This is a genomic window from Nocardia sp. NPDC102475 (genome assembly GCF_055584605.1).
In genome coordinates, this window is record NZ_JBVJLS010000022.1 from 36,357 (window position 1) to 61,502 (window position 25,146).

Here is a 25,146-nt window from a genome sequence, read left to right on the forward strand (position 1 = left end):
ACCCGTATCACTTGACGTGTGGCCTCACTTGAACTTGACGTCGGAATCAAGTTCGGTGAGTCTGGGTCACGCAGTTCGAGCATCAGGAGAGGCTTACGTAATGGGTCGTTTCGACGGAAAGACGGCGATTGTCACCGGAGCCAGCCGCGGTATCGGGCTGGCCATCGCGCAGCGGCTGGTGGCCGACGGTGCGCGGGTCTGTGTGACCGCCCGCAAAAAGGACGCGCTGGACGCGGTGATCGCCGAACTCGGCGGACCCGAGCACGCCATCGCCGTCGCGGGTCGAGCCGACGACGTCGAACATCAGACCGAGGCCATCGAGCGCACGCTGGAGACCTTCGGTTCGGTCGACTTCCTGGTCAACAATGCCGGTATCAACCCGGTGTATGGGCCGATGGTCGAACTCGACCTGGCCGCGGCCCGTAAAGTCTTCGAGGTGAACTGCCTGGCGGCGATCTCCTGGGTGCAGCAGGCGCACAAGGCATGGCTGGGTGAGCACGGTGGCTCGGTGGTCAATGTCGCGTCGGTTGCCGGGATCAAGCCCGCGCCCGGCATCGGGTTCTACGGGGCAACCAAGGCGATGCTGGTGCACATCACCCAGGAGTTGGCGGTCGAACTCGGCCCGTCGATCCGGGTGAACGCCATCGCGCCCGCCGTGGTCAAGACCCAATTCGCCACCGCGCTCTACGACGGCCGCGAGGAGCAGGTCGCCTCGGCCTATCCGCTCAAGCGCCTCGGCGTACCCGAGGACATCGGCAGTGTCGCCGCCTTCCTGCTCTCCGACGACGCGGCCTGGTTGACCGGCCAGCTGATCGTCGTCGACGGCGGCGTCACCCTCACCGGAGGCGTGGCGTGAAGGCTTGGCAGGTAACGGAATTGGGCGAACCGGCGCAGGTACTGCGCCTGGTCGAATTGGCGGAGCCCGAGCCCGGTCCAGGCCAAGTGGTGGTGCGAACCCGCGCCGCGGCCGCGAACTTTCCGGACGTGCTGATGTGCCGGGGCGAGTACCAGATCAAGCCCGAACTCCCGTTCACCCCGGGGGTGGAACTGTGCGGTGAGGTGGTCGCGGTCGGTGCCGACGTCGACGGCATCGCGATCGGCGACCGAGTGCTCGGCAGTCCGGCGCTGCCCTGGGGAGGGTTCGCGGAACTGGCGGTCATGCGCGCCGCGGATATCTTTCCCGCCCCGGCCGCGCTCGACGATGCCGAGGCCGCCGCCCTCTTCATCGGCTATCAGACTGGGTGGTTCGGACTGCATCGGCGCGCCGGCCTGCGGGCAGGGGAGACGCTGCTGGTGCATGCGGCGGCCGGTGGCGTCGGCAGTGCGGCCGTGCAATTGGGTAAGGCGGCCGGAGCCACGGTGATCGGGGTGGTCGGCAGCGCGGCCAAGTCCGAGGTCGCGCGGGCGCTCGGCGCGGATATCGTGGTGGATCGCAGCGCACAGGATTTCGTCTCGGTCGTGCGGGAAGCGACCGACGGTCGCGGTGCGGATGTGGTGTACGACCCGGTCGGCGGCGAGGTGTATCAGCGGTCCACCAAGTGCATCGCCTTCGAGGGACGCATCCTGGTCGTCGGTTTCGCCGGCGGGCAGATCCAGTCCACCGCACTGAATCACGCACTGGTGAAGAACTATTCGATCCTCGGCCTGCACTGGGGCCTGTACCGCGACAAGGATCCGCAAGCGGTGCGCGACTGCCATCTGGAACTGACCGGGCTGGCCGAGCGGGGTGTGGTGAAACCCTTGATCGGCGAGCGGCTGCCACTGGATAACGTGGCTGCCGGACTGCAGCGCCTCGCCGACGGCAAGACCGTCGGCCGTGTGGTCTTCGAACCGTGAACGGTGCCAACCGAATTCGACAAGGAGAACCGTAATGAGCAGTGAGACAACCCGTACCGCCATCGTGACCGGCGCGGCACGCGGCATCGGCGCGGCTGTCGCCAAGCGGCTGGCGGCGGATGGATTCGCGATCGCCGTCCTGGATCTCGACGAGGCGGCCTGCAAAACCGTTGTCGCCGAAATCGAATCGGCCGGCGGCCGGGCGCTCGCGGTGGGCGCGAACGTCGCCGATGAACAGGCCGTCGCCGCGGCGGTCGAGCGGGTCGCCGCCGAACTGGGCGCGCCCACCGTCCTGGTGAACAATGCGGGCATCATCCGCGACAACATGCTGTACAAAATGACCGTCGACGACTGGGATGCGGTCATGGGCGTGCACCTGCGCGGATCCTTCCTGATGAGCCGCGCGACGCAGAAGTACATGACCGACGCGGGCTGGGGCCGCATCGTCAATCTCTCCAGCACTTCGGCGCTCGGCAATCGCGGTCAGGCCAACTACGCCGCGGCGAAGGCCGGATTGCAGGGATTCACCAAGACTCTCGCGATCGAACTCGGCAAATTCGGCGTGACCGTGAACTCCGTCGCGCCGGGATTCATCGAGACCGAGATGACCGTCGCCACCGCCGAGCGCATGGGTGTTTCGTTCGAGGAGTTCAGCAAGACCCTGGTGGCGCGGATTCCGGTAGGACGCGTCGGCAAGCCCGAGGATATCGCGCACACGGTGTCGTTCTTCGTCAGCGAGGGCGCGTCGTATGTCACCGGCCAGGTGCTCTACGTCGCCGGCGCGCCGACGGTCTGAGGCGCGAATAATGAAGGTATTCAATGGAATCGGCGAACTCGAGCAGGCCGTCGGCACCCATCTCGGCTACAGCGAATGGCACACCGTCACCCAGGAGCAGATCGACCTGTTCGCCGAGGCGACCGGTGACCGGCAGTGGATTCACGTCGACCCCGAGCGGGCCGCCCAGGGACCGTTCGGCACGACGATCGCCCACGGCTATCTGACCCTGTCGCTATTGCCGCAGCTGGTCTGGCAGGTGTATCGCGTCGACGGGGTGCAGATGGGAATCAACTACGGCAGCAACAAGGTTCGCTTCCCGTCGCCGGTGCCGTCGGGTAGTCGCGTGCGGGCGGGTGTGGAACTGGTGAAGCTCGAGCCGACCAAAGCGGGGGTCCAGGTGACGGCTCTGGTGACCATCGAGCGCGAGGGCAGCAACAAGCCCGCCTGTATCGCGGAAGCGCTGTCGGTACTCGTGCCCTGATAGAAGTGACCGCCGGACAATGCGAAACGGCCTGTCTCCCTGGTGATATCGGGAGACAGGCCGTTTTCGTCTCAGAAACCGGCTTCGGTGGCGATCCGGTCGGCGGTTTCGGCGAGCCCGTCGACCAGATCGGTAGTCGGAATGCCCGCCGCCGCACGGTTGCGAGGGTCGTCGAGGGTGCGGCGGTACACACCCTCGGCAATGACAGCGAGCTTCCACAGCCCGAGCGCATGCCAGAACCCGAGTGCCCGCCGGTCACGTCCGGTGATCGCGAGATACTCCTCGACCAGTTCGGCACGAGACGGAAAACCCGGGAGCATGACCATTTCCGTACCCGGAATGGCCGCTTCGCCCGGCATCGGCCAGTAGGCCAGCAGACTGCCGACATCGGCAAGCGGATCACCGAGGGTGCACAGCTCCCAGTCGAGTACGGCGGCGACCGCACCCGTCTCCGGTGTGGTGATCACATTGCGGAGGTTGTAATCGCCGTGCACGAGCGCGAGTTCGCGCTGTTCGGGAACGGCGGCCCGGAGCCGTTCGGTGAGACGGTCCACCAGCGGCAGGTCCCGTGTTTTCGACTTCTCCCACTGTGCCGACCACCGTTTGAGCTGTCGCTCGGCGTACGGTTTGTGACTGGCCAGGTCGATCAGCGCGGTGGCTTCCAGATCGACGGCGTGGATGCGGGCCAGCGTACGCACCAGTGACAGCCCGGCGCTGCGGCGCAGCTCGGGGGTGATTCGCTCGGCGGTCTCGACCCCGTCGATGACCAGTCCGTCGACGAATTCCATGAGCACGAGCGCGATCTCGCCCTCGTGCCGGATATCGTGGACGCGCGGCACCGGGACATCGGTGGGCGCCAGGGCCGACATCACGCGCGCCTCCCGCGCCACATCGTGCGCGGACGCCAGCAGGTGGCCGAGCGGCGGACGCCGCAGCACCCAACGCCGCCCCTGCGCATCGGTGATCAGGAAGGTCAGATTGGACTGGCCGATCCCCACCCGTTCGGCCCGCACCGGCGCGGTGCACGCCGAACCGAGCGAGGACACCCAGTCCGCGAACGCGGCCGCATCGATATCGAAGCCGGTCGCGTCCGCGGTGGGCTGAATAAGCCCGTTACTTGTCTGCATTCGTTCCTGTCCGTCCTACGCCCCGGTCCTGAACTTACCGAGTTCGGCGCGCGCGATGGCGCGTTTGTGCACTTCGTCGGGTCCATCGGCCAGACGCAATGTGCGCAGGTGCGCGTACATGCTGGCGAGCGGGAAATCGTCGGTGACACCGGCCCCGCCGTGCACCTGGATCGCCCGATCCACGATCCGCAGCGCCATCTCCGGTGCGGCGATCTTGATCGCCGCGATCTCGACCTGGGCCGCCTTATTGCCGACGGTGTCCATCATCCAGGCGGCCTTGAGGGTCAGCAGCCGGGCCTGTTCGATATCGATGCGGGCCTCGGCGATCCAGTCCTGGATATTGGCGCGCTCACTCAGCCTCTGCCCGAATGTGATTCGCGATTCGGCGCGTGCGCACATCAGTTCCAGCGCGCGTTCGGCCATACCGATGGCGCGCATGCAGTGGTGGATGCGACCCGGACCGAGCCGGGCCTGGCTGATGGCGAAACCCTCGCCCTCGCCCTTCAATACATCCGTGACGGGGACCCGCACATCGGAGAAATCGATCTCGGCGTGGCCCTCGCGGTCGGCGTAACCGAACACCGGCAGATTGCGCATGACCGTCACACCGGGTGCGTCGATCGGCACGACCATCATCGACTGCTGGCGGTGCTTGGGTGCGTCCGGGTCGGTCTTGCCCATGACGATGAGCACCTTGCAGTTCTTGTGTAATGCGTTGGAGGCGAACCACTTCCGGCCGTTGAGCACGTAGTGGTCACCGTCGCGCGTCATGCGCAACTGGATATTGGTGGCGTCGGAGCTGGCGACGGCGGGCTCGGTCATCGCGAAGGCGGAGCGGATGGTGCCGTTCAGCAGCGGCTCCAGCCAGCGCTCCTTGTGCTCCTGGGTGCCGAAGAGGGTGAACACCTCCATATTGCCGGTGTCGGGCGCCGAACAGTTGCACGCCTCCGGCGCGAGATGCGGGCTGTGGCCCATGATCTCGGCCAGCGGGGCGTATTCCAGATTGGTCAGGCCCGGACCCCATTCGGGATGCGGATGGAACAGATTCCACAGGCCGCGGGCGCGAGCCTCGGTCTTGAGGTCCTCGACGATCTGCGGATGGTGGTGCGGATCGCCGGCTGCCGCCATCTGCTTCTCGTATTCCGACTCGGCCGGGTATACGCATTCGTCCATGAAGGCGCGCAGATCGCGTTGATACCGCTGGGTGCGCTCGGACGTGCTGAACAGGTCCATCGAGGCTCCGATCGTTGGTGCGGGCGGTCGAAAGGGACTGCGCCGCAAGGTGGGTGGATCAGCTGGGGGTTCGTAGCGCGGGCCACAGCAGGGCCGCCGTCGACGCGGCGTCGCGGTGCACGATGCCGCCGAGTCCGAGCAGTTCGGCCGCGCTGATGTTCTGCTCGAGGTCGTCGACCATGATGGTCTGCTCGGGCGCGACACCGAGCCGTTCGCAGCCGACGAGATAGGCCCGGCGGGACGGTTTGCGGGCGCCGATCTCCGCGGAGATGGTCACCGCGTCGAACATGGCTGGCAGGTCGAAGCCCGCGTAGCAGTCGTCGCCGAGCGAATTCGACAGCAGACCGACGCGGTAGCCCGCCGCGCGGACACCTGCGACCAGCTCGATCATTTCCGGGTCGGGATGCAGCCGGGACTGGATGCGATCGACAAGGCCCGCATCGTCGATTTCGACGCCGTGCGCGCGCAGCCGCCGCGCGAACCCGACCTCGAACTCACGCTCACCGATGCGCCCCTCCTCGTGATCCACCAGCAGCGCACTGCTTTCCGGATCGCGGGTGAGCAAACGCAGCGGTAGCCGCGGGTCGCCCAGCTCCGCGCCGAATTCGGCGAAGGCGGCGAGTACGGCGGTGGTGAGGACGCCGCCGAAATCGAACAGCACAGCGCTGCGCCCGCTCAAGACAGTGACCTCCGATAGCGCTGCATGCCCGCGATCCAGCGGTCGTGATCGGCAGCCTTGCGGTGCAGGAAGTCTCGGACCTCCTCGTGTGGCAGCACGAGGAAACGTTCGGCCTCGATCGCCTCGAGCACGCGATCGGCCACATCGAGGGGAGCCAGCACCGCCCCGGCTCCGGTGACGGCGCGGGTGGCCAGGTCGCCGGCGGATCCGCCGTCTGTACCGAGTCCGGTGAGCAGGGCGGTATCGACACCCATCGGACACAGGCAGCTGACCCGCACACCGAGATCCCCGTAGGTCACCGCCAGCCATTCGGCGAATCCGACGGCCGCGTGCTTGGAGACCGCGTAGGTGGCCGAACCGATCTGGGTGAGCAGTCCCGCCGCCGAGGCGGTGCTCACGAAGTAGCCGCCGCCGCGTTCGAGCCAGTCCGGGACGAGCAACCGCGCCGCCCGCACGTGCGCCAAGGTGTTGACCTCGAGTGCTTGCTCCCACTGCGCCTCGGTGGCGTCCAGTCCGGGGCCGCCGCCGACACCGGCGTTCGCGAAGAACATGTCGACGGGGCCGAATTCGGTTGTGGCCGTATCGATGAGCTTGCGGAGATCGGATTCGGATGCGGCGTCACCGGCCTGTCCGGACACCGCGCCCGGAAATGCCTCGGCGAGTTGACGTGCCGTCGCCGCGAGCCGGTCCGCGTCACGGTCGGTGATCAGGACGCGAGCTCCGTGCTCGAGCAGGCGTTGCGCGATTGCCGCGCCGATGCCGCCGGCGGCGCCGGTGACGATCGCGACCGCGTTCTGCACGCGCATCAGTTCGCCTCGCCATTCAGCCGGACCAGCATCTTGCCGGTATTGGCACCGCGCAGCAGGCCGAGGAAGGCGTCGACAGCGGTGTCGATGCCAGTCAGCACCGTGGTGGGCACGCGAAGGCTGCCATCACGCACCCAGTCCGCTGCGAGCGCCGCATACTCCGCTGCCAGTTCCGGATGATCGGTGACGATGAAGCCGCGCAACGACAGTCGGCGAACCACCGCCAGCGCCAGATTCTTCGGGCCGGGCGGCGGGGTTTCGGCGTTGTACCCGGCGACGGCTCCGCACAGAGCGATTCGGCCGAAGTCGCGCATCGAGCCGATCGCCGCCTGCAAATGGTCGCCGCCGACATTGTCGAAGTAGACGTCGATGCCGTCCGGGGCCGCCTCGTGCAACCGTTTCCCCAGACTGCCCGCCCGGTAGTCGATCCCGGCGTCGTAGCCGAACTCCTCGACCAGCCGCCGTGCCTTCTCCGGACCCCCCGCCGACCCGATGATCTTGGCCGCGCCGAAGTGCCTGGCCACCCGGCAGGCGGCGAGACCGACGGCACCTGCCGCGCCCGAGATGAATACGACGTCACCCGGACGGACCGGCGCGATTTCCTTCAGACCCACATACGCCGTGAGTCCGGGGATGCCGAGCGGGCCGAGGTAGGTCTCGGCCGGTGCCAGCGTGGTATCGACCACGCGCGCCTGCCCCGCCTTCAATAGCGCGTGCTCCCGCCAGCCGAGATCGTGCAGCACTGTCGCGCCGACTTCGATTCCCGGTACACCCGAGGCGACGACGGTGCCGACCGCGCCGCCGTCCATGGGGGCATCGAGTCGGAACGGCGGAATGTAGGACTTCACGTCGTTCATGCGGTTGCGCATGTACGGATCGACCGACATCCAGTCGTTGCGGACCAGCAACTGCCCACTGCCCGGGTCCGGGACATCCGTGGTCACCATCCGGAAATCGGATGGTGCGGGTTCGCCGGTGGGCCGGGCCACCAGATGTACCTCTCGGCTCTTCACGACCAGAAACCTCCATGTTCATGCGCGCTGACCGGGGCGTTCGCGATGGAGCGCCGGTTGCCGGATGGCTCAGAGGTTAGTTGAAGTTGACGTCGGATTCAATTGTTGCATCACGCCCACCGTGCTGTTGTCTCGGCAACCGGACTACGGCTTGCTATCAATCTAAGTCAAAACGGTCCCCGGCCGCGCACGACCGGGGACGGGAGTTGTGACGGGCGCGCGTCACAACAGCCAGCCCGGTCGGTTGTCGACCCACACGACGGGCAGGGGGATGGTGCCGTCACCGATGCACGCCCACAAAGTGGACATGGGCATCCCGTGGTAGCGGGCCCTGATGGCGGCGGTGTCGGCGAATTGCACGACCGGCGGCCGCGGGAACGGGTCACCGTCGGGGCTCCATGCGTCGATGCACGCCATCGACCAACCGGGATGGTCGCCGACGTGGATGTCTGGTGAGGGCACCCAGGTGTGGGTGCTGTGTCGCCAACAGGACAGCCTCGACGCGGGCACGCGAACGATCAATGCGAACTGGACTAGACCGAAGTAGCGACGGATTCCAGCGTCGCGTGAATCCGGCCGGTAAGCGGCGGCGGCGGGCATCCGGTTGGCGGGGATCCTCACTGATCGGCCCACTCGCGCACTGCCTCTGCGATGCGTTCGACCAGTTCGACCGGCAGATCCACCCGAACTGGCGGACCAACAAGCGGGATCCGCTGCGGCAGTTCGGTGTCGATGACAGAGGCGGCTTCGACGTCGATGCACGTCACCCTCAACGCGGAAGTTGTTTCCAGCTCCGGCGCGGGCATCTCGATGGCGTCGAATTCTTCAACCCATCCATCGTCACCGACGAGACCGTATGTGCCGTCGCTGAATTCGATCAGGCCGCTCATCGGGTGGCTTCCCGTGTGGGCTGGAGCTTCCCCGCCTCAGCGCGGATCCAGTAGGCGGTGTTCTTGGCGTCGCAGGTCTCGCGGCTGCACTCGAGGTGTTCTTGCAGGACGTAGCCAGCTTCTTCGACGGTGTACCCGTCGGGCGGTGCGGGGTGGATACGCGCGGTTTTGCAAGTGACGCGCTCGAGGATGTCGGTTGCCGGGATCGCGTCGTCGGGGACGGCATCAGAGCCGAGCAGGTAGGGCAGGCCGTAGAAGATGAGCCACAGGAAGGACATCACTGCGGCGGCGACAACCATGGCTGTGATGAGTTCAGCGGGCATTGAGTGACACCCCCGGTTACGTAGTTTTGTTTTGGAGTGCACTCGGTGCCGGGGCCGGAACACACCCAGCACCGGGTGCCGGTTCTAGCGTGTCGGTCGTTGGGTAGGTCGTAAAAGTGCAGCAGGTGGGCAGAAAGCGGTACTTTTGCCCTTGGAGTCACTAGCTGCGGTGGAAGTGGGGAGCCCGATGCCGGAGATCGTGTGGACAGCCGGGGAGGTCGTTGCGTTGCGAGAGGCGTTGCGACTGAGTCGGATCGAATTCGCCCGCAAGCTGGGGGTCACTCGTCGAACGCTGGTCTCTTGGGAGACCGAACGGACAACATCTCTCCGAGCGGCCAGCCGACGGCTGCTCTATGGGGCACTTTCCGAGCTCGACACGGATCAGCGGGAGCGATTCGATGCGGCACTTTCTGCCGATCAAGGTGCATCAATCAGGTGCGAGTTCGACGGGAAGGAGGTCGGATCGGCTACTCGCGCGGCCTTTGTGGAAGGTCTACCGTTGAACATTGTGGAGCGACGAGAATTTGTTCGGCTGATGGGTATCGTCGCCGCTCAGATATCCGCACCCGCCGCGACCGAGAGCATGGTCATGGACAGGCCGATCTTGGGTCGAGCGGACCTTCAGGTTGATGAAGATGTCATAGGCAGCATCGAGGCGATGCTGGCGAAGGCTATGGACACTGACGATCAGTTCGGCCCCTGGCTTGTGCTTCGCTCGGTGTTGACTCAGCGGAGCCTCGTTGCGTCGCTGCTGCACGATTGTCCGTCGCAGTTGCGTCCGAAACTGCTGTCAGTGTTCGCAAACCTGACGCGGTTCGCTGGCTGGCTTTATTTCGACATGGGGGACTTGGCTTCCGCCTGCTCGTTTTACGAGGAGGCGCGCACCGCTGCCCACGAAGCCCGGGACGTGAAGTTAGCGGCATTCACGCTCTCGCACCTAAGTCATCTCGCCCTCTGGCGGGGCCACCCGCGGCTTGCGGTCGATCACGCCACGGCCGCATTGGACTGGGCACGACGGACCGATGATCGACTGCTAGTAGCAGATGCGACGGAGATGGCCGCTCGTGCCTATGCCGAAATCGGCGAGAAAACCGCCTGCCTTGCGATCTTGGACGAGAACTCGGCGGCGGTCGCCGATTCGGTCGGGCCGCATCAACCGGTGTCTTCGCTCGCCTATTTCTACGGTCCCGGTCTCAGCGCGGCAGCCCGAAGTCACTGCATGCGTCGGCTGGGCGATTCCACGAAAGCCGAAGCAGCAGCTCAGGAGTCGCTGAAACTGATCGATCCGACGTTTGTTCGCGACCGCGCGTTCTCGGTGCTAGAGCTCGGCAATGCCTACATCGTCCAGCGGGAAATCGAAGCAGCGTCGGCTGCGATCGCAGACGCCGCCAATCTGGCCAAGAAGAACCAGAGCGGCCGTCTGGTCGAAGCGCTGCGCAATGCCCGATCCGACTTGACTCCGTGGCAGGATTCGGTCACGGTTCGGGAGCTGGACCAGGAACTCGCAGCTCACGGTTTCCTCTGATCGGTAGCCCCAGCGTATAGAACGCAAGCAATTCGATAGGCGCGTTGGGCGGGAAGTATCGATATCCGACGGGTTCTGTTTCCGGTCGCCCGATCAGCGAGTGAACACCGGTCGCCCCGGGCAGCACCGAATATGCAACTCGCTGCTCAGGTCGATCGGCGAGCAGACATTGAATCACCTTCCGCCCGATGCCTTTCCGCTGCCAGTCCGGATCGACTGCCAGACCACTTATCAGGAAGGTTCGGTCGCCCGACTCCGCCGTGAACTCGGGCGGCAACGGCTCTACCTTGTCCCACCAGCCGTCTGCCGACTCGAGCGGATATCCATAGGCCGCGCCGATCACGACGTCGTCCATCTCGGCTGTCACCAGGACGAAACCTGGCCGGGCGAGTAGCGATGTGAGCACATCGTGGTGTCGCGCTGACTCCGCTGCGGACCACCGGTGCGGAGGAAGGGTGAATGCTCGATCGAACAGCGCACACACCGAGTCCGTCAACATCATCGCGCGCGGGGTGTCGCAGCGATTCACTTCTGGCAGGTCCACCACGTGTGCTCCCTCGCTCGCTTGATCACTCTATGCCGAAGCAGAATAGAAGCGGTCGGTAACATCCGCGATGACCTGTCGTCCGGACGGACTCTCCCTTCAATTGTGAAACGTGTTGCACCGAGGTGCCCTGCTGCCTCACCGGCGCGCTGCCTGCCGATGTACCTATCCGTCGCGGGTTGCGATGGTGCGCTGGAGCAGGATGAAGGCGAGTAGCAGGACGCCGATGAAGATCTTGGTCCACCAGGAACTCAGGGTGCCTTCGAAGCTGATGATCGTCTGGATTACGCCGAGGGTCAGTACACCGAGTACCGAGCCGAGGACGAATCCGGAGCCGCCGGTGAGCAGGGTGCCGCCGATGACGACCGCGGCGATGGCGTCGAGTTCCATGCCGACGGCGTGCAGGCTCCAGCCGGACAGGGTGTAAAGCGTGAACAGGATGCCCGCGAGTGCCGAGCAGAAGCCGCTGATCGCGTACACGGCGACCTTGGTCCTGGCCACCGGTAGCCCCATCATGAGCGCCGACTGTTCGTTGCCGCCGATCGCGTAGGCGGTGCGACCCAGTCGGGTGTAGTGCAGAACGACGAAGGCCACGGCGACGACTACCAGCGCGACGATCATGCCCACCGTCAGGAATACGTCCCCGCCGAGCCGGAATCGACGCTGCGCCAGATCCGTATACACGGGGTCGGTGATCGTGATCGAATCCGTGCTGATCACATACGCCAGCCCGCGTGCGAGGAACATACCGGCCAGCGTCACGATGAACGGCTGGATCTCGAAGTAGTGGATAACCGCGCCCATCGCGGCCCCGAAGAGCGTGCCGCCTACCAGCATGAGCGGCATGACCAGCAGCGGCGGCCACCCGTGCACGGTCACCAGCCACGCCGAGACCACCGTGGACAGGGCCAGCACCGCGCCTACGGACAGGTCGATGCCGCCGGTGAGGATCACGAAGGTTGTCCCGACGGCGAGGACGAGCAGAAAGGCGTTGTCTATGAACAGGTTCACGAAAACCTGCGGATAGCCGAACGCCGGATAGCGCATCACTCCGACGCCATAGATGATGGCGAACAGTGCCGCGGTCGCCAGCACCGGGATATATCGGCTGCGGTGCCCGCGCATCGTGGGGCGGCGCAGAGCAGGTCGGACGGCGCGGGCCTGGGTCAGCACGTTCATGTAGTCGCCTCCGTCGCTGTCGATGGAATGCTCCGTCGGGGTCGTCGGCGAAAGACCTTGGCGCGGAAGGCCGGTGACTGGATCAGGCAGACCGCGATCACCACGACCGCCTTGGAGACCAGCGTCGTCTCCGGTGGCACCCCGACGGTGTAGATCGTGGTGGTGAGCGTCTGGATCACCAGCGCCCCGAGGACGGTGCCGCCGAGCTGAAATCGCCCACCGGTCAACGCGGTACCGCCGATGACGACCGCGAGAATCGCATCGAGTTCGATCCACAGTCCGGCGTTGTTGCCGTCCGCCGCAGAGACATTCGAGCTGATCATCAGTCCCGCGATTGCGGCGCAGCACGCGCAGACCGCGTAGACGGCGACGATCAGACCACCGGCCCGGATGCCGACCAGACGCGCCGCCTCGGCATTACCGCCCACCGATTCCAGCAGCAGCCCGAGCGCACTGCGCCGCAACAACAACGCGAGCCCAGCGAACACTGCGGCGGCGACCAAGACGGGCACCGGCAGCCCGAGCAGATAGCCACCACCGATGACCTTGTACGGCGGACTGTTGATCGTGATGATCTGACCGGACGTAATCAGCTGTGCGACACCGCGCCCGGCCACCATCAGAATCAATGTCGCCACGATCGGCTGAATCCCGAAGCGCGCCACCAACACTCCGTTCCACAGTCCGAGCGCGACCGCCACGCCGAGCGCGATCAGCACCGCGACGGCGACGCCACCGGCATCGGCCTGATCCGGCATATTGCTGATGTGCAGACAGGCCAGCGCACCCGCGATGGCCACGACCGTGCCGACCGACAGGTCGATGCCGCGCGTCGCGATGACCAGCGTCATGCCGAGCGAGATCAGCACCAGTGGTGCGCCGTAGCGCAGGATATCGATCAGGCTGCCGTAGAGGTGTCCGTCCTGGATGCGGATCGAGAGGAACCCGGGCGTGAACGCGACGTTGACGATCAGCAATGCGATGAGCGCGGCCGCGGGCCAGAACAGGTGGTTCCGGATAATCGTCATGAAATCGCCCCGCTCGCAATGGTTTCGGTGAGGCGGTCCATGGTCAGGGTGGCATCGTTGACGAGTTCGGCGACCAGCCGCCGATCGCGCAGGATCGCCACCTTGTGACTGAGGCGCAGTATCTCCTCGAGTTCGGCGGAGATGAACAGCACCGACATGCCCTCCTCGGACAGTGAGATGACCAGCCGCTGAATTTCCGCCTTGGCCCCGATATCGATGCCGCGGGTCGGTTCGTCGAGGATCAGCAGTTTCGGCCGGGTGGCCAGCCAGCGGGCCAGCAGCACCTTCTGCTGGTTGCCGCCGCTGAGGAATTTCACCGGCGTATCCGGATCGGCCGGGACGATCCGCAGCGAGGTGATGTACCCGGCGACGAGTTCGTCGCGCTTGCGCGCCGACAGCGGCCGGGCCCAGCCGCGCGCGGCCTGGACCGCGAGCACGATATTGTCGCGCACCGACAGGTCGAGGATCAGGCCCTGGGATTTGCGATCTTCGGGACAGAAGGCGATCCGGTGGTCGATCGCGGCGCGCGGCGAGCGCAGTGCCGTCGGTGCGCCAGCCACGCGGAGATTCCCGGTGGACGCGCGGTCGGCGCCGAAGAGCAGGCGCGCCACCTCGGTGCGGCCGGAGCCGAGCAGCCCGGCCAACCCGACGACTTCGCCGTCCCGGACGGTGAGATCGAATGGCGCGACAGAATTGCGGCGCCCGCCGATCCCGGTGGCCTGCAACAGCGGATCGTGGCGCGCCACCACCGCCGGATCCGGCTTCTCGTGCTCGATCTCGTCGAGCGTGCGCAGCGCCGTGCCGAGCATGTGCGCGATGAGATCCTTCTGGTCCAGTTGTGCCACCGGATACTCGCCGACGAGAGTTCCGTTGCGCAGCACGGTTGCCCGGTCGCAGATCTCGAAGATCTGATCGAGGAAGTGGGTGACGAATCCGATCGCCACGCCATCGGCGGCGAGCCTGCGCATCATCGCGAACAGTTGCTCGACCTCACCGGTGTCCAGCGATGAGGTCGGCTCGTCCAGGATGAGGACCTTCGCATCCAGGTCGACGGCTCGGGCGATGGCGATGAGCTGTTGCACCGCAAGCGAATACGAGCCGAGTGGGGCCGCCACATCGATGTTCAGATGCAGTCTGGCCAGCAACCGGGCGGCCTCGCGACGCATCGCGGCGAATCGGATCAGACCGGCCCGCCGCGGTTCCCGTCCGATGTAGATGTTCTCCGCGACCGACAGATTCGGGCACAGATTCACCTCCTGATAGACGGTGCTCACCCCGGCCCGCAGCGCCTGCTGCGGGCCGGTGAAGCGCACCGGGCGACCGTCGAGTTCGATGATTCCGGCATCGGCGTCGTGGATTCCGGTGAGCACCTTGATGAGGGTGGATTTGCCCGCACCGTTCTCACCGACCAGTGCGTGTATCTCACCGGGGAACAGCCGCAGGTCCACCTCGGACAGCGCGGTGACCCCGGCGAAACGCTTGACGATGCCCGACATCCGAAGTGCGGGTGTGACAGTCGGTTCCGACATGCACTGCTCCGGCTCAGTACGTCCGGGTGGGCAGCGCGGCGGCGGCCTGGTCCTGGGTGTAGACGCCTTCGTCGGTGACGATCCGCTTGGGCGTCGGGTGACCCGCCACGACCTCCTTGGTGATCTCCATCAGCTTCGGGCCGAGCAGCGGATTGCATTCGACCACGACGTTGATCTTGCCGTCGGCCATGGCCTGGAAGGCATCTCGGGTCCCGTCGATCGAGATGATCTTGATGTCCTTACCCGGCTTCAGCCCGGCCTCCTCGATCGCCTGGATCGCGCCGAGCGCCATATCGTCGTTGTGCGCGTACAACACGTTGATGTCTCGGTGCGCGGCCAGGAATGCCTGCATCACCTCTTTGCCCTTGGCGCGGGTGAACTCCGCGGTCTGCGATGCGATGATCTTGAACTTCGGGTCGGCGCCGATGACCTCCTGGAAACCCTTCTTCCGATCCGTCGCGGGGGCGGATCCGGTGGTGCCCTGCAACTCGGCGATATTCACGGTGTCGTTCGAGTTCTTGGTCGCGTCGACGAGCCAATTCGCCGCCCTGCGGCCCTCTTCGACGAAATCCGAGCCGAGGAAGGTCACGTAGAGCGAGGTGTCGGCCGAGTCGACCGAGCGATCGGTGAGGATCACCGGAATCTTGGCGTCCTTGGCCTCCTTCAGGACGGTGTCCCATCCGGATGCGACGACGGGGGAGAAGGCGATGACGTCGACGCGCTGCTGAATGAAGGTGCGGATCGCCTTGATCTGGTTTTCCTGTTTCTGTTGGGCGTCAGCGAATTTCAGCTGTATTCCGGCGGCGGCCGCGGCGTCCTGGATGGATTTCGTATTCGCGGTTCGCCAACCGCTTTCGGCGCCTACCTGGGAGAACCCGAGTACGGTCTGGTCGCTTCCCGAACTGCCGCAGCCGATGGCCGTTGCTGCGGTGAGGACAAGTGCGCTGGCGGTGATCAGAAGCCTCTTCAACACGATCAGGCTCTCCCTTGAATTGTGAAACGTGTTGCACCGAGGTGCGGTTGCCCTGTTAGTGTTAGCGCTCACATTCTTCTAGTCAAGAGCTCTCGCGGCCGTAATCTGGTGGCGACGACTGGATATCGGTTGCCGAGGTCAGCGCGGTGGCTCAGGGTCGCAGTGTGGTCATCGGCCGTGTGAGCGTTAACCTGGGGGAACTGGGACGACGCTTTGGAAGGTGGGATGTGAGGGACAGGGACGGATTTGCCGCCGGGGACACCTCAACGGCGGTTCGGCCGACGGGCGCGCGCCCGGCGGTCATGACCGATGTCGCCAAACTCGCCGGAGTCTCCCATCAGACCGTGTCGCGGGTGCTCAACGGCAGCGCGAACGTACGCCCGGAGACCCGCGAGCGGGTATTGCGCGCCGTCGAACAGCTCGGCTACCGCCCCAACGCCATGGCCAGGGGGCTGGTCAGCAGGCGCTCGAATATGCTCGGCGTGGTCAGTTTCGACACCATCCTGTACGGCCCGGCGTGCACCCTGCTCGGCATCGAACGTGCCGCTCGCACAGCGGGTTACGGTGTCAGCATCTTCGCGCTGGAGACGGTGGACCGCTCCAGCGTGCTGGCGGCCGCGAACAGTCTGGCCGATCAGGGAGTGGACGGAATCATCGTCATCGCCCCGCAGATGGCCGCCGCCGCGGCGCTGCACAACCTGCCCGAACGCCTGCTGGCCGTCGCGGTCGAGGCCGGACAGGACAGTGGGTTGCCGTCGGTTTCTGTCGATCAGGTCGAGGGTGCCCGGCTGGCGGTGCAACATCTGCTCGATCTGGGGCATCGCACGGTATGGCAGGTCGCCGGACCCAGTGACTGGCTGGAGGCACGCGACCGCATCGAGGGCTGGCGACGCACGCTGGAGGCCGCGGGCGCGCCGATCCCCCCGGTGATCGGCGGGGATTGGAGTGCCCGCTCCGGATACGAAGCGGGCCTGCTGCTCGCCGCGCAGCCCGATGTGACCGCGGTATTCGCGGCCAATGACCAGATGGCGCTCGGCATGCTGCGCGCCTTCACCGAACGCGGTATCCGGGTGCCCGCCGACATCTCGGTGGTCGGTTTCGACGACATTCCGGAGGCCGCCTACCTTTCGCCGCCGCTCACGACCGTCCGGCAGGACTTCGACGAAGTAGGCCGTCGCAGTATGCGGATATTGTTGCGGCTCTTGGAATTCGACGGCACCACCGCCGAACCGGCATCGCCGTCGGTGGTGCCGACGCTGGTCACGCGCGACAGCACGGCGGCACCGGCCCAGCGGTGAAGGTTCAGGCGGCCGCGCGCTTCTTGTTGTAGACGTCGAACGCCACCGCGGCCAGCAGCACCAGGCCCTTGATGACCAGCTGCCAGTCGCTGCCGACGCCGAGCATCGACATGCCGTTGTTCATCACGCCCATTACCAGCGCTCCGACGATCGCACCCACGACCGTGCCGATGCCGCCGCTTGCCGACGCGCCACCGACGAATGCCGCGGCAATGGCGTCGAGCTCGAAGTTCTGTCCCGCCTTCGGAGTTGCCGCACCGAGCCGGGCCGCGAAGATGACACCCGCCAGCGCCGCGAGCATGCCCATATTCACGAAAACCCAGAACGTATTGGCCTTGGTATTCACCCCGGACAGCTGCGCGGCCTTCTCATTGCCGCCGACGGCGTAGATCCGCCGCCCGATCACCGAGCGGTTCATGACGAACGAATACAGCACGATCAGCACGATCAGGATGACGCCGATAATCGGAATCCCGTTGTAGGACGCCAATACGAAGCTGAATGCCAGGATGACCGCACCGAGCGCCACCAACTTCGCGATGAACAGCGAGCGGGGTCCGGCAGGCAGACCGTAGGAGTGTCGGCGTTGGCGCACCCGCCACTGCGACCACACCAGGGCCGCTACCGCGAGCACGCCTATGAGCAAGGTCAAACCGTTCAGCTCGCCGACGCGCAGCCGTATCGCGATTCCGTTGAACCCGGCGAACTGAACGGCATGCAGCGGTACCCAATTCGGAAGATATCCGGCCGCGATATTCACGAAGCCCTGCGGGAACGGCCCGATCGACTGACCTTTGAGCACCAACTGCGCCAGACCACGGAACAGCAGCATGCCGCCGAGAGTGACGATGAATGCCGGAATCTTGACGTAGGCGATCCAATATCCTTGCCATGCACCGATGGCCGCGCCCATCGCGACGGCCGCCAGCACGACCAGCGGCCACGGCCAGTGCCACTGCACGATGGCGATACCGGTCACCGCGCCGACCAGCGCGCACAGTGATCCGACCGATAGGTCGATGTGCCCGTTGATGATCACCAGCATCATCCCGATGGCCAGCACCAGGATGTAGCCGTTCTGCAGGATGACATTCGTGACATTGAGCGGCGTCAACAGGCTGACGCCGTCGGAAAGCTTTGCCGTGGTGAGGATTTGGAACAGCAGCGTGATCACCACGAGCGCAACGATCATGCCGTACTGGCGCACATTGCCGCGCAGGGTGCGACGCAGCGCTGCGAGCGCGCCGACCTGTTTCTGCTCGACGGCCTTCGCGATGACCTCCGCGGAGTCGTCGTCTTCCAGTTTGTCCAGCAACGTCATTCGGGTACCGCCTCGGCTGTGGCGGTGCCGCGCGTCATCAGTTTCATGACAGCCTCCTGTGTGGCTTCGTGTTTCGGAAGCTCCCCGGTGATGCGACCCTGGCTCATCGCGTAGACGCGGTCACACAGGCCCAGTAGTTCCGGCAGTTCCGAGGAGATGATCAGCACGCCCTTCCCGGCGGCGGCGAGCTGGTGGACGATCAGATAGATCTCGTATTTTGCGCCGACGTCGATACCGCGGGTCGGCTCGTCGAGGATCAGCAGATCGGGTTCGGTGAAGATCCATTTGCCGAGTACGACCTTCTGCTGGTTTCCGCCGGAGAGGTTGCCCACCTTCTGGAATACCGTCGGCGTCTTCACCGTCAGCCGGGTGCGCAGGCGCTCGGCTTCGACGATCTCGCGGTGGGTGTCGATGACGGTGTGCCGGGAGACCGCGGGAAGATTGGCCAGGGTGATATTGCGCCGGATGTCTTCATCGAGGATCAATCCGTATTGCTTGCGGTCCTCCGAGACATAGGCGATCCCCGCGCCGATCGCATCGCGCACCGACGAAACTCGCAGTACCGCACCATCTTTGCGGATCGTGCCGCGAATATTGCGGCCGTAGGACCGGCCGAAAACACTCATCGCCAATTCCGTGCGCCCGGCACCCATCAATCCGGCGATACCGACGATTTCACCGCGCCGTACGTTCAGTGCGGCGTCCCGTACGATCCGGCGATCGGCAACGGTCGGGTGATCGACATTCCAATCGGCGATCTCGAAGAACACCTCGCCGATCTGCGGATCCGTCCGCGGCGGGAACCGGTGGTCGAGATCGCGCCCGACCATCCCCTTGATAATGCGATCCTCGGTGACCTCCGCGGTCGCCGCATCCAGGGTCTCGATGGTGCGGCCGTCGCGCAGCACGGTGATCGAATCCGCGACCTCTAGCACCTCATTGAGCTTGTGCGAGATAAGGATCGAGGTGATGCCCTGTTCGCGCAGTTGCCGCAGCAGCGCGAGCAGGCTCGCGCTGTCGGTCTCGTTGAGCGCCGCGGTCGGTTCGTCGAGGATGAGCAATCGCACCTGTTTGGACAGCGCCTTCGCGATTTCGACGAGCTGCTGTTTACCGACACCCAAAGCGGCGACCAGGGTTTCGGGATCCTCGACGAGACCGACCTGCCGCATCAGCAGCATCGCCTGCCGATTGGTCTCGTGCCAGTCGACGGTCCAGCTGCGCAGCCGTTCATTGCCGAGGAAGATATTCTCCGCGATCGAAAGCTGCGGCACCAGCGCCAATTCCTGGTGGATGATCGCGATCCCGGCCGCCTCGCTACCGCGAATATCCTTGAACGCCACATCGGTACCGTCCATGCGGATCTGTCCGCTGTAGGAGCCGTGCGGGTAGACGCCGCTGACCACCTTCATGAGCGTCGATTTGCCCGCGCCGTTCTCGCCGACCAGCGCGTGGATTTCGCCGTCGGCCACCGCGAAATCCACCGCGTCGAGCGCTTTTACACCCGGGAATTCCATGGTGATTCCGCGCATTTCGAGAATGTGTTTGGTCATGGGCTGTGTCCTTTTCTGCATGCCCGAGGGGCCCTCCGTGGTTACGCAGGCTGCCTCCTCCGGGCCCTGACTCGGCCATGCGGGCATTCCCGGTCGTCAGGCGAAGTCGCGCTCGGAGTAATAGCCGGAGTCGATGAGCACCTTCCGGTAGTTGTCCTTATCGACCGAGACCGGCTGCAGCAGATACGACGGCACCTTCTTGGCGCCGTTGTCGTAGGAGGTGGTGTCGTTGGTTTCCGGGGTGCCGCTGGTCAAGATCGCATTGACCATCTGCACGGCGCGTTTGGCGAGGTCACGGGTGTCTTTGAAGACGGTCATGGTCTGCTCGCCCGCGATGATCGACTTCACCGACGCCTTCTCGGCATCCTGACCGGTGACGACCGGCATCTTCTTATCGCCCCTGCCGTACCCGACCGCCTTGAGGGCCGAGACGATGCCGATACTGAGGCCGTCGTAGGGGGACAGCACGGCATCGATATTCGTGGTGGAGTAGTTGGCGCTGAGCAGGTTCTCCATCCGGGACTGGGCGGTGGCGCCGTCCCAGCGCAGCGTGGTCACCTGATCGATGGCGGTCTGCCCGGAGCGGACCACCAGCTTGCCGGAGTCGAGATAGGGCCGGATCACCGACATGGCGCCGTTGAAGAAGTAGTAGGTGTTGTTGTCGTCAGGGGAACCGGCGAACAGTTCGATCGAGAACGGGCCCTTGCCATCCCGCAGCCCGAGCCGGTCCACAATGTAATTCGCTTCCAGCACACCGACTTTGAAGTTGTCGAAGGTAGCGTAATAGTCGACATTCGCGGTGTCGCGGATGAGCCGGTCGTAGGCGATCACCGCGATCTTGTTCGTCTTTGCCTGCTGCAATACGCCGGTGAGCGATTTGTTGTCGATCGCCGCGATCACCAGTGCCTTGACGCCCCGGGTGATCATGTTCTCGATCTGCGAAACCTGCGTTTCGATGACGTCTTCGGCGTACTGCAGATCGGTGTCGTAGCCGAGGTCCTTGAACTGCTTGACGATATTGTTGCCGTCGGCGACCCAGCGTTCGGAGGATTTCGTCGGCATGGCGATGCCGATCATGCCGCCGGCCGCGGACGAATTCCCGCTGTCCTCAACGGAACACGCGGCGGCGGCCAACAGCGCGGCGACACCGGCAGCGCCGGCGAAGAGTCCGCGTCGGTTGATAGTGGGCATGGGCACAACTCCTTGACTAGACCTGGACGAACTCGATACCGGCGAGCTGACAGAAGACCTGCCAGTCGGCGGCGTGGTGGCCGATATTCATGACCTGGTGATGCGGCCCGCCCGCGGTGAGCCAGCCGTCCATGCAGGCCCGAACGCCGCTCGCGGGGCGGAACTGGCCGTAGGGCATCTCCAGCGCGGGTAGTTCCTGGCTGTCGAGCACAGTGCCCTCCGCCACCACCAGCCGGAACTTTTCGCCGCCGAGCGAAACCAGACAGGCCAGCGTCGCGGGCCCCGGCCGGTAGCGGAACAGGAAGGTGGGCGGCTCGTCGAGCTTGCCGATGCCGAGCTCGCGCCGGATCAGTCGAACCGGCTCATCGGTGCGCGCGATCCGCCAATTCCCCTCGCCCATATGGCTCATCAGGATCGAGTCGGAGGGGAAGTCCATCGCATACATCTCGGTGAAATGGCCGTCGCCGATCAGCTGATGGCCCGCGTAGACCATGGCGGCTGCCATCGCATCGCCTTCGGCGCCATAGCCGTACCCCTTGGCCATCAGACTCGATGCCGCGGCCAGTGGCAGCCGCTGGAACCGGCCGTCCTCGCCGATCGCGTCGAAATGCGTCGAGTACGCACCGTAGCCGCGATCGGTGAGAATGCGTTCGATGGCGATCTGCATCCGGGCGTGGTCTTCGCGTTCCGCACCGGTCAGTGCCGGATCGATCGCGAATTCCCGGTCCTCCCAAGCCATCAGCGCCGCCACGTCCTCATCGGTCACCGCCTGGCTGCCGCGGTAGAGGTCACCGGGTGCGACGAAGCTGATCTCCGGGCCGAGCGCCCGCAACAGCGCGTTCTCGTCGACGCGGATGTCGCCCATATCGTTCATGGCATAGCCGAATACGCCGACCTTCAACGACCGCCATGCGGTGACCGCGCGCGCGGCGCGTGCCCAGCGATCAACGCGCACAGCGAATTCCGGTGTGCGCCAATCGTCGGTCACTACGGTGAACGGGCGGTCGGCGCGGACCATCGCATTCGCGGTGTCCTGAGCACCATGGATGCCCTGGTTGTAGGTCATATCCGCCATATCCCAGGCGGGGGTGACAGCTGGCTCGGGCTGAATATTGGCCAGTAGCACCGGAAGCCGGTTCTCGTTGAACAACCGCGCCACCCGCATCGCCGGGCCGTAGGTGAGCATCACGACCATGACGCCGTCGAGATCGGCATTGACGAATTCGCGCATGACCGCCTCGGCGTCACGCCGGTCCTTGACGGGGCGTCCGACGGTCCAGTCGGCGAGATCGGCGAGTTGTTCGGCGATCTCGTGGGCGTAGCGGTCCTGGCGCTCGGCGATGCCCGGGATCATGTCGTCGTAGAGGGCCTGCATGATGCCGAGTAGGCCGATGCGTGGTTTCGGGTTCATCGAGGACGTACTCCTTTGTCGGCGGCCGGAAATCAGTGCTGGCCGTATACGTTCTGGTAGCGGTCGTGCAGGCTGTCCACATCGGCCTGCGCGAGGGGGACCGGTTCACCGAGTTGGCGCGCGATATGCACGGTGCGAGCCACGTCCTCGCACATGACGGCCGCCTTGACCGCGGCGCGGGCGTCGCGCCCGACCGCGAAGACGCCGTGATTGCGCATCAGGACGGCGGGGGAGCGGTGGCCCGACAGCGTCGCGACCACACCCCGGCCGATATCGTCGTTGCCGATGAGCGCGAAGGGGCCGACCGGAATTTCGCCGCCGAACTCATCGGCCATCGCGGTCAGCGTGCACGGAATCGGTTCCGCGCGTGCGGCCCACGCGCTCGCGTAGGTCGAATGGGTATGCACCACACCGCCCACCTCGGGCATCGCCCGGTAGATGTAGGCGTGCGCGGCGGTATCGCTGGACGGTGACAGATCGCCCTCGACCAGCTTGCCGTCGAAATCGCAGACCACCATCGAATTCGGGGTGAGTTCGTCGTAGGACACCCCGCTCGGCTTGATGACCAGCAATTCCTCCCCGGGTACCCGGGCGGAGACATTGCCCGCGGTCCACACCACCAGCCCCCAGCGCAGTAGTTCTCGATGCAGATCGACCAGTTGCTCACGCAGGCCGGTAATGGCGGTTCGCTCACTCATGCGGTGGCGACTTCCCTTCGTGCGTCGTTACGGATGCGCCGCAGCCGGTGCAACACCTCGGTGCCGCCGCGGCCGAAATGGTCGTGCAGGGCCTGGTATTCGGCGTAGATGGCGTCGTAGGCGGCGGCGCGGTCGGGATCGGGGAGGTAGGCATTCCGGTGGACTCGGCCCATCGCCTTGGCGGCGGCACGGACATCGGGGTAGGCCCCGGCGGCGACAGCGGCATGGATGGCCGAGCCGAGCGCCGGGCCCTGATCCGAGCCGATGATCGACAGCGATAGCCGCGTCACATCGGCATAGATCTGCATCAGCAACGAGTTCTTCAGCAGGCCACCGGCGATCACGAGCTCGCGAACGGGAACGCCTGCGGCATTGAAGGTTTCGATGATGGTGCGGGTGCCGAAGGCGGTGGCCTCCAGCAATGCGCGATAGATGTCCTCGGGTTTCGTCGCAAGGGTGAGGCCGACCAGGATCCCGGACAGGTCGTGGTCGACGAGCACCGAGCGGTTTCCGCTGTGCCAGTCCAGCGCGACCAGGCCGTGCTCACCGACCCGCTGCCGCTGCGCCAACTCACTCAAATATGCGTGGGCGTCCATGCCGAGCGCGGCGGCCTCGGCGTGATAGCGCCCCGGCAGCGACGAGTCGACGAACCACGCGAAGATATCGCCGACCCCACTCTGCCCCGCCTCGTATCCCCAACTGCCACTGATGATTCCGCCATCCACCACCCCGCACATCCCAGGCACCTCGGCGAGGTGATCACTGTTCATGACATGACAGGTGGAGGTGCCCATCACCGCGAGCAACTGCCCATTCTCGACAGCCTGCGCGGCGGGCGCGGTGACATGCGCGTCGACATTGCCCACCGCGACCGCGATCCCGGGCCGCAGCCCCGTCCATCCCGCTGCCCGCTCGGTCAGGCCACCGGCACGGCCTCCGAGCGGGGACAGCGGGTGGACCAGCTTGCCGACGGCGAAGTCGGCGAAGTCCGGATTCAGCGCAGCGAGGTAGTCGCGGCTGGGCCAACCACCGTCCTGGTGAATTCCCTTGTAACCGGCCGTACAGACGTTGCGCGTCTCCGTGCCGCACAGCTGCCAAACGATCCAGTCCGCCGCTTCGATGAAACGCTCGGCCCGGGCATAGGTCTCCGGATCCTCTTCCAGCATCTGCAGCGCCTTGGCGAACTCCCATTCCGCCGAAATCTTGCCGCCATACCGATTGATCCACGGCTCGGCCCGTTCGTGGGCGAGGGTATTGATCCGATCCGCCTGCGCTTGCGCCGCATGGTGTTTCCACAACTTCGGATACGCATGCGGCCGACCAGCGAACTCCGGCACCCGACACAACGGCGTCCCGTCGGTAAGCGCGGGCAGCACCGTGCATGCGGTGAAATCCGTTGCGATCCCGATGACATCAGCCGGGTCGACCCCCGAGTCGGCCAGCGCCTCCGGCACCGCCGTTCGCAAAACATCGAGGTAGTCCTCGGGATCCTGCAACGCCCAATCCGGCGGAAGCTCAACGCCCGTCACAGGCAGGACGCGATCGATGACCCCATGCCGGTATTCGCTTACCGCACTACCGAACTCGACCCCATCCCGCACTCTGACAACAAGTGCCCGTCCGGACAACGTCCCGAAGTCGACACCGACCACATACTCGTCCGCCACTGTGACGCTCCTAACAATGTTAACGCAAACATTGTTAGCGCGAACATTTGCCCCGTGTCAAGGACT

25 protein-coding genes are annotated in these 25,146 nt (G+C 65.4%); 6 read left to right on the top strand and 19 right to left on the bottom strand.

The window, feature by feature from the left end; genetic code table 11:
* Nucleotides 1-100: 100 nt before the first annotated feature.
* Genes ACZ60G_RS32630 through ACZ60G_RS32645 form a run of 4 tightly spaced genes read left to right on the top strand, consistent with a single transcriptional unit; the run spans nt 101 to nt 3,095 of the window.
* Nucleotides 101-856 (top strand): SDR family oxidoreductase, encoded by a 756-nt coding sequence (locus ACZ60G_RS32630; RefSeq protein ID WP_433622660.1) that lies wholly within the window; start codon nt 101-103, stop codon nt 854-856.
* Entirely contained in the window at nt 853-1,836 is a 984-nt protein-coding gene (locus ACZ60G_RS32635) for an NADPH:quinone oxidoreductase family protein (protein WP_465815085.1), read from the top strand. The genes ACZ60G_RS32630 and ACZ60G_RS32635 overlap by 4 nt, the downstream gene beginning before the upstream one ends.
* A gap of 34 nt (nt 1,837-1,870) precedes the next feature.
* Nucleotides 1,871-2,632: a 3-oxoacyl-ACP reductase FabG gene (fabG, locus tag ACZ60G_RS32640; RefSeq protein WP_465815087.1), complete on the top strand. Its 762-nt coding sequence runs from the start codon at nt 1,871-1,873 to the stop codon at nt 2,630-2,632.
* Nucleotides 2,633-2,642: 10 nt separating this feature from the next.
* Complete coding sequence (locus ACZ60G_RS32645; RefSeq protein ID WP_465815089.1) at nt 2,643-3,095, top strand: MaoC family dehydratase; 453 nt, start codon at nt 2,643-2,645, stop codon at nt 3,093-3,095.
* 71 nt (nt 3,096-3,166) lie between these two features.
* Here ACZ60G_RS32645 and ACZ60G_RS32650 read toward each other — a convergent pair whose 3' ends face one another.
* The 8 genes from ACZ60G_RS32650 to ACZ60G_RS32685 all read right to left on the bottom strand — a co-directional run bounded on the left by ACZ60G_RS32650 (nt 3,167) and on the right by ACZ60G_RS32685 (nt 9,166).
* Entirely contained in the window at nt 3,167-4,222 is a 1,056-nt protein-coding gene (locus tag ACZ60G_RS32650; RefSeq protein WP_465815091.1) for a phosphotransferase family protein, read from the bottom strand.
* A 15-nt stretch (nt 4,223-4,237) separates the two neighbouring features.
* Nucleotides 4,238-5,455 (bottom strand): acyl-CoA dehydrogenase family protein, encoded by a 1,218-nt coding sequence (locus tag ACZ60G_RS32655; protein WP_465815093.1) that lies wholly within the window; start codon nt 5,453-5,455, stop codon nt 4,238-4,240.
* A gap of 58 nt (nt 5,456-5,513) precedes the next feature.
* On the bottom strand, nt 5,514-6,134 hold the full coding sequence (locus tag ACZ60G_RS32660) for an HAD family hydrolase (RefSeq protein WP_465815095.1): 621 nt from the start codon (nt 6,132-6,134) through the stop codon (nt 5,514-5,516).
* Nucleotides 6,131-6,940: an SDR family oxidoreductase gene (locus ACZ60G_RS32665; protein WP_465815097.1), complete on the bottom strand. Its 810-nt coding sequence runs from the start codon at nt 6,938-6,940 to the stop codon at nt 6,131-6,133. Before ACZ60G_RS32665 ends, ACZ60G_RS32660 begins: the two co-directional genes overlap by 4 nt.
* Complete coding sequence (locus ACZ60G_RS32670) at nt 6,940-7,953, bottom strand: NADP-dependent oxidoreductase (RefSeq protein ID WP_465815099.1); 1,014 nt, start codon at nt 7,951-7,953, stop codon at nt 6,940-6,942. Before ACZ60G_RS32670 ends, ACZ60G_RS32665 begins: the two co-directional genes overlap by 1 nt.
* A gap of 222 nt (nt 7,954-8,175) precedes the next feature.
* A complete protein-coding gene (locus tag ACZ60G_RS32675; RefSeq protein ID WP_465815101.1) occupies nt 8,176-8,415 on the bottom strand; it encodes a hypothetical protein in 240 nt (79 codons plus the stop codon).
* 155 nt (nt 8,416-8,570) lie between these two features.
* Nucleotides 8,571-8,843 carry a hypothetical protein gene (locus tag ACZ60G_RS32680; protein ID WP_465815103.1) on the bottom strand — a complete coding sequence of 91 codons (273 nt, stop codon included), beginning with the start codon at nt 8,841-8,843 and terminating at the stop codon, nt 8,571-8,573.
* Entirely contained in the window at nt 8,840-9,166 is a 327-nt protein-coding gene (locus tag ACZ60G_RS32685; protein ID WP_465815105.1) for a hypothetical protein, read from the bottom strand. Before ACZ60G_RS32685 ends, ACZ60G_RS32680 begins: the two co-directional genes overlap by 4 nt.
* A gap of 187 nt (nt 9,167-9,353) precedes the next feature.
* Here ACZ60G_RS32685 and ACZ60G_RS32690 point away from each other — a divergent pair, with 187 nt between their 5' ends.
* On the top strand, nt 9,354-10,691 hold the full coding sequence (locus tag ACZ60G_RS32690; RefSeq protein ID WP_465815108.1) for a helix-turn-helix domain-containing protein: 1,338 nt from the start codon (nt 9,354-9,356) through the stop codon (nt 10,689-10,691).
* Here ACZ60G_RS32690 and ACZ60G_RS32695 read toward each other — a convergent pair.
* The 5 genes from ACZ60G_RS32695 to ACZ60G_RS32715 form a co-directional block, all read right to left on the bottom strand.
* The gene (locus ACZ60G_RS32695; protein WP_465815219.1) at nt 10,642-11,193 is read right to left on the bottom strand and encodes a GNAT family N-acetyltransferase; all 552 of its coding nucleotides are present in this window, start codon (nt 11,191-11,193) and stop codon (nt 10,642-10,644) included. The two genes, ACZ60G_RS32690 and ACZ60G_RS32695, sit on opposite strands and share 50 nt — an antisense overlap.
* A gap of 207 nt (nt 11,194-11,400) precedes the next feature.
* Nucleotides 11,401-12,414 (bottom strand): galactofuranose ABC transporter, permease protein YjfF, encoded by a 1,014-nt coding sequence (gene yjfF / locus ACZ60G_RS32700; RefSeq protein ID WP_465815110.1) that lies wholly within the window; start codon nt 12,412-12,414, stop codon nt 11,401-11,403.
* Nucleotides 12,411-13,442, bottom strand: a complete 1,032-nt coding sequence (locus ACZ60G_RS32705; protein WP_465815111.1) for an ABC transporter permease — start codon at nt 13,440-13,442, stop codon at nt 12,411-12,413. Before ACZ60G_RS32705 ends, yjfF begins: the two co-directional genes overlap by 4 nt.
* Nucleotides 13,439-14,971: a sugar ABC transporter ATP-binding protein gene (locus tag ACZ60G_RS32710; RefSeq protein WP_465815113.1), complete on the bottom strand. Its 1,533-nt coding sequence runs from the start codon at nt 14,969-14,971 to the stop codon at nt 13,439-13,441. Before ACZ60G_RS32710 ends, ACZ60G_RS32705 begins: the two co-directional genes overlap by 4 nt.
* A gap of 13 nt (nt 14,972-14,984) precedes the next feature.
* Nucleotides 14,985-15,944, bottom strand: a complete 960-nt coding sequence (locus tag ACZ60G_RS32715; protein ID WP_465815115.1) for an ABC transporter substrate-binding protein — start codon at nt 15,942-15,944, stop codon at nt 14,985-14,987.
* A gap of 227 nt (nt 15,945-16,171) precedes the next feature.
* On the opposite strand from ACZ60G_RS32715, the gene ACZ60G_RS32720 reads away from it, so the two are divergent.
* Nucleotides 16,172-17,242, top strand: coding sequence for a LacI family DNA-binding transcriptional regulator (locus tag ACZ60G_RS32720; protein WP_465815117.1), 1,071 nt, complete (start codon nt 16,172-16,174; stop codon nt 17,240-17,242).
* A gap of 4 nt (nt 17,243-17,246) precedes the next feature.
* On the opposite strand, the gene mmsB is transcribed toward ACZ60G_RS32720, so the two are convergent.
* From mmsB to araB, 6 genes are all read right to left on the bottom strand, one after another.
* A complete protein-coding gene (gene mmsB, locus ACZ60G_RS32725; RefSeq protein WP_465815119.1) occupies nt 17,247-18,563 on the bottom strand; it encodes a multiple monosaccharide ABC transporter permease in 1,317 nt (438 codons plus the stop codon).
* Nucleotides 18,560-20,113: a multiple monosaccharide ABC transporter ATP-binding protein gene (gene mmsA / locus ACZ60G_RS32730; protein ID WP_465815121.1), complete on the bottom strand. Its 1,554-nt coding sequence runs from the start codon at nt 20,111-20,113 to the stop codon at nt 18,560-18,562. Before mmsA ends, mmsB begins: the two co-directional genes overlap by 4 nt.
* Nucleotides 20,114-20,209: 96 nt before the next feature.
* A complete protein-coding gene (gene chvE / locus ACZ60G_RS32735; RefSeq protein ID WP_040698588.1) occupies nt 20,210-21,304 on the bottom strand; it encodes a multiple monosaccharide ABC transporter substrate-binding protein in 1,095 nt (364 codons plus the stop codon).
* A gap of 16 nt (nt 21,305-21,320) precedes the next feature.
* Nucleotides 21,321-22,715, bottom strand: a complete 1,395-nt coding sequence (locus ACZ60G_RS32740; RefSeq protein WP_465815123.1) for an L-fucose/L-arabinose isomerase family protein — start codon at nt 22,713-22,715, stop codon at nt 21,321-21,323.
* Nucleotides 22,716-22,747: 32 nt separating this feature from the next.
* Nucleotides 22,748-23,413 carry an L-ribulose-5-phosphate 4-epimerase gene (locus ACZ60G_RS32745; protein WP_465815125.1) on the bottom strand — a complete coding sequence of 222 codons (666 nt, stop codon included), beginning with the start codon at nt 23,411-23,413 and terminating at the stop codon, nt 22,748-22,750.
* Nucleotides 23,410-25,080, bottom strand: a complete 1,671-nt coding sequence (gene araB / locus ACZ60G_RS32750; protein ID WP_465815126.1) for a ribulokinase — start codon at nt 25,078-25,080, stop codon at nt 23,410-23,412. The genes ACZ60G_RS32745 and araB overlap by 4 nt, the downstream gene beginning before the upstream one ends.
* Between the last annotated feature and the right edge of the window lie 66 nt (nt 25,081-25,146).